This is a genomic window from Luteibacter sp., assembly GCF_051958795.1.
Classification (GTDB): Bacteria; Pseudomonadota; Gammaproteobacteria; order Xanthomonadales; family Rhodanobacteraceae; genus Luteibacter.
The window spans coordinates 1-4,550 of the sequence record NZ_JBQCFT010000114.1; the positions used below are offsets into that span (position 1 = coordinate 1).

General features: G+C 66.7%; 4 protein-coding genes. All 4 read right to left on the reverse strand.

Translation table 11 applies throughout. From position 1 onward, the window contains the following. Positions 1 to 95: 95 nt before the first annotated feature. The 4 genes from murB to amaB are packed head-to-tail and all read right to left on the reverse strand — an operon-like array spanning position 96 to position 4,489. Positions 96 to 1,115: a UDP-N-acetylmuramate dehydrogenase gene (murB, locus tag ACTHLF_RS06215; protein ID WP_440325794.1), complete on the reverse strand. Its 1,020-nt coding sequence runs from the start codon at positions 1,113 to 1,115 to the stop codon at positions 96 to 98. A gap of 23 nt (positions 1,116 to 1,138) precedes the next feature. After that, complete coding sequence (locus ACTHLF_RS06220) at positions 1,139 to 2,167, reverse strand: quinone-dependent dihydroorotate dehydrogenase (RefSeq protein ID WP_440325789.1); 1,029 nt, start codon at positions 2,165 to 2,167, stop codon at positions 1,139 to 1,141. Continuing rightward, on the reverse strand, positions 2,167 to 2,934 hold the full coding sequence (locus ACTHLF_RS06225) for a class I SAM-dependent methyltransferase (RefSeq protein WP_440325790.1): 768 nt from the start codon (positions 2,932 to 2,934) through the stop codon (positions 2,167 to 2,169). Before ACTHLF_RS06225 ends, ACTHLF_RS06220 begins: the two co-directional genes overlap by 1 nt. A 19-nt stretch (positions 2,935 to 2,953) precedes the next feature. Continuing rightward, positions 2,954 to 4,489, reverse strand: a complete 1,536-nt coding sequence (gene amaB / locus ACTHLF_RS06230) for an L-piperidine-6-carboxylate dehydrogenase (protein WP_440325792.1) — start codon at positions 4,487 to 4,489, stop codon at positions 2,954 to 2,956. Positions 4,490 to 4,550: the final 61 nt, after the last annotated feature.

The following is a 4,550-nucleotide window of genomic DNA, read 5'->3' on the forward strand; positions in this document are numbered from 1 at the left end:
CTGGCGGCCTCCCCCTGCTGGTCTGGGTTTGGGGGGTTTTTGTGTTTGGGGGCGGGCTCGCGGCGGTTCTCTCGCCCCCCCCCGCTCCCACAGGGTCAGACCAGGACCGGCTCGGGCTCGAGCGTCACGCCAAACTTCGCCTGCACGCCCGCGATGACCTTCTGCGCGAACGCCCACAGCTGCGGGCCCGTGGCCTTGCCGTGGTTCACGAGCACGAGGGCGTGGCGGTTGGACATGCCGGCGTCGCCGTCGCGCTCGCCCTTGAAACCCGCCGTTTCGATGAGCCAGCCGGCGGAAATCTTCGCCGTGCCGCCCGCATGCGGCCACACCGGCAGGCCCGGGTGGGCAAGGGCGAGTGCATCGGCTTGGGCCTGGCTTACGACGGGGTTCTTGAAGAAGCTGCCGGCATTGCCGATCACTGCCGGGTCGGGCAGCTTGCGCGAACGCAGGCGCACGACCGCCTCGGCCACGTGATACGGCGTCGGCCGCGTGATGCCCATCTTCTCCACTTCCTCGCGGATGCCCGCATAGTCGAGCGACAGTGGGCGCTCGCGCGGGAGTGCGAAGGTCACGGCGACCACGATCCAGCGCCCGGCCTGCTGCTTGAAGCTCGAATCGCGGTACGAGAACGCGCACGCCGCCTTGTCCAGCACGACGAACTCGCCGGCATGCGTGTCGTAGGCCTCGACGGTATCGATGAACTCGGCGACTTCCACGCCGTACGCCCCGATGTTCTGGATCGGCGCCGCGCCGACCGTGCCCGGGATGAGAATGAGGTTCTCCAGCCCGGCATAGCCCTGGCCCAGCGACCAGCGGACGAAATCGTCCCAGCGCTCGCCGGCGGCCACGCGGATCAGCACCCGGTCGTCCCGCTGGAACGTCTCCACGCCGGCATTGGCCATCGCAAGCACGGTGCCGTCGAAGTCACCGGTGATGAGCATGTTGCTGCCTTCGCCAAGCACCAGCACCTTTCCGGCTTTCACGGCGGGAAAGGCGAGGATCTCCGGGATCTTCAGCGGGTCACGCACTTCGGCCAGCAGGTGCGCGCGCGCATCGACGCGCAACGTATTGCGGTTGCCGAGCGTGGCGTTGGAGGTGAGGGTGAAGCCGCCCATATCGACGGGCGCGTTGTTCAGGGTCATGCGAGGATTCCGCGACGGCGGATTTCCGCGACCGCTTCGTTGATCAGTTGGGGGCCGCGGTACACAAGGCCCGAGTAAACCTGCACGAGCGAGGCCCCGGCCTCAAGCTTGGTCGCGGCGGAATCGCCGTCAAGGATGCCGCCGACGCCGATGATCGGAAGACGGCCACCCACGCGCGTGGCCATGCCGCGCAACACGGCGGTCGATTTCTCGAACACGGGCCGGCCGGAAAGGCCGCCGGTCTCGTTGGCGAAGCGGTGGCCCGCCACCTTGTCACGATCGATCGTGGTGTTGGTGCAGATGACACCATCGATGCCGGAGGCAAGCAACACCTCGGCGATCGCATCGAGTTCGGTTTCGGTGAGGTCAGGCGCGATCTTCAGGAGCATCGGCTTGCGCTTGCCGTGCTGGCCAGCGAGACGCTCCTGCGCCTCGCGCAGCGTGCCGATGAAGCGGCGCAGGGTCTCTTCCTCCTGCAGGTCGCGCAGGCCCTGCGTGTTCGGCGAGGAGATATTCACCGTGATGTAGCTGGCCAACGGATACGCGCGCTCGAGGCACAGCAGGTAATCGTCCGTGGCACGCTCGTTCGGCGTGTCCTTGTTCTTGCCGATGTTGATCCCGAGCACGCCGCGGAAGCTGGCTTTCTCGACGTTCCGGACGAGCGCGTCGATGCCGCCGTTGTTGAAGCCCAGGCGGTTGATGACGGCCTCGTGCTCGGGCAGGCGGAACATGCGTGGCTTGTCGTTGCCGGCCTGCGCGCGGGGCGTGACCGTGCCGATCTCGACGAAGCCAAAGCCCAGGGCGGCAAGGCCGTCGAGATGCTCGCCGTTCTTGTCCAGGCCCGCGGCCAGCCCCACGGGGTTGGGGAACGTGATACCGAACACCGTCACCGGCAGGTCGGCTGGCGGCTTGTTCACCAGGTGCGAAAAGCCGCTGCGCTGGGCCACGTCGCTGGCATACAGCGTGAGGCCGTGGGCCGTCTCGGCATCCAGCATGAAAAGGAGGGGGCGGATCAGGTCGTACATCAGGCGTCCGGGCGTCCCGCGAACACGCGGGTGTCGAAGTCGTAATCCACCGTGCCGTCTTCCTGCGTCGATTCGAACAGCGTACGCAGGGCGGCCAGCAGGGGCTCGTGGTTGGGGTGGCCGGGCTTGGGCGCGTACGACGAGGACATCAGCCGGCCCTTGAGCGCATCGAAGTCCAGCTTCTGCCCGTGCGGGAACGAGGCCATGCCGCGATAACCGTGGCCGAACCAGCGGGCCATGGCGTCGTCATCGGCATAGCGTTCGGTAATGCTCACGTAGTCGACGCCGTACTCATGCATCAGCGCCTCGAAGCCCTCGAGGAAGGGCGTGCCGACGAGCCGGCGCGTGTTCCAGAAAATGGCGACCAGCCCGCGCGAGGACAGGATACGGCGGCATTCGGCGCGCATCCGGTCCTTGTCGAACCAGTGGAAGGCCTGGCCCGCGGTGACGAGGTCCACCGAGCCGTCTGGCAGCCCGGTGGCTTCGGCGCTGCCTGCCACGGTGCGGAACCGTTCTTCATGGCCAAGCCAGCGCACGGCTGCGTGACGCATCGACGCGTTCGGTTCCACGGCGGTGACGCGGTGGCCGGCATCGAGGAACAACCTGCTCGATATCCCGGTTCCCGCGCCGATATCCGCCACGGCCCAGTCGGGCTTCACGCCCAGGCCATGCAGCCAGTCGACCAGCGCCCGCGGGTAATCCGGCCGGTAACGGACATAGTCCTCAACGCGGTCGGAGAAACGTTCCGTGGGGCGCAGGTCGGCCATGGCATGGGCTCCCGAGGGGTCAGAACTCGAACTTGATGCCCTGGGCCAGCGGCAGCGCGTCCGAATAGTTGATCGTATTGGTCTGGCGGCGCATGTACACCTTCCAGGCATCCGAACCCGATTCGCGACCGCCGCCGGTTTCCTTCTCGCCACCGAACGCGCCGCCGATCTCGGCGCCCGAGGTGCCGATGTTCACGTTGGCGATACCGCAATCCGAACCCGCCGCCGAGAGATACTGCTCGGCGCCCTTCAGGTCCTGCGTGAAGATCGCCGAGGACAGGCCCTGCGGCACGGCGTTCTGCATGTCGATGGCCTCATCCAGCGAGTCGAACGACATCACGTAGAGGATCGGGGCGAAGGTCTCGGTCTGGACGACTTCGTCGGTGTTCTTGAGGCCGGTGATGATCGTCGGCTGGACGAAGTTGCCCTTGCGATCGGCCAGGGCCTTGCCACCCGTGCGGACATTACCGCCGGTGGCGCGGGCCTTTTCGACCGCGGCCTCGAACGCCTTCACGGCTTCCGGGCTGTTCAGCGGGCCCATTAGCGTGGTTGCGAGCGTCGGGTCGCCGATCTTCTGCTCCACCTGGCCATAGGCCTTCACCAGCGTATCCACCACGGCATCGTGGATGGACGAATGCACGAGCAGGCGACGGGTGGTGGTGCAGCGCTGGCCGGCCGTGCCGACCGCGCCAAACACGATGGCCGGGATGGCGAGCTTCAGGTCAGCCGACTTGTCCAGGATGATGGCATTGTTGCCGCCGAGCTCGAGCAGGCTGCGGCCCATGCGGCGGGCGACGCGCTCGCCGACCATGCGGCCTACCTTGGTCGAACCGGTGAAGCTGATCAGCGGGATGCGCTTGTCATCAACAAACTTCTCGGCCAGTTCCGTGCCGGCGTCGTTGAACAGGAAGAAGATGTCCGGGAAGCCGGCTTCCTTCAGCGCCTCGTTGCAGATCTTCAGGGTCGCGATGGCCGAGAGCGGGGTCTTCGGCGACGGCTTCCACAGGCAGATGTCACCGCAGATGGCGGCGAGGAAGGCGTTCCACGCCCAGACGGCGACCGGGAAGTTAAAGGCGCTGACGATGCCGACCAGGCCGACCGGATGCCACTGCTCATACATGCGGTGGCCGGGGCGTTCGGAATGCATGGTATTGCCATACAGCATGCGGCTCTGGCCGACGGCGAAATCGGCGATATCGATCATTTCCTGCACTTCGCCGTCGCCCTCCGGCTTGATCTTGCCCATTTCCAGGGCAACCAGCGAACCGAGGACATCCTTGTGCTTGCGCAGGGCCTCGCCGCAGAGGCGCACGGCTTCGCCGCGGCGCGGGGCGGGGGTGTTGCGCCAGATGGCGAACGCTTCTTGGGCGCGCTGCACGATCGTCTCGTAGTCCGCCGCGCTCGAGGCGTTAACCGTGGCGATCACCTCACCCGTGGCCGGGTTGGTGGGCGACAGCGTACCGGCGTCCGTCGTGGCGGCCCATTCGCCGCGGCCGAGGTAGGTGCCGGACTCGGTCGCATTGAGACCGAGCGCTTGGAGGATCTTGGCGGACATGATGGCTCCTTTGACGAGATGCGGACACGGCGTCCGCGCCCCATGTGAAAACCGCGATTCT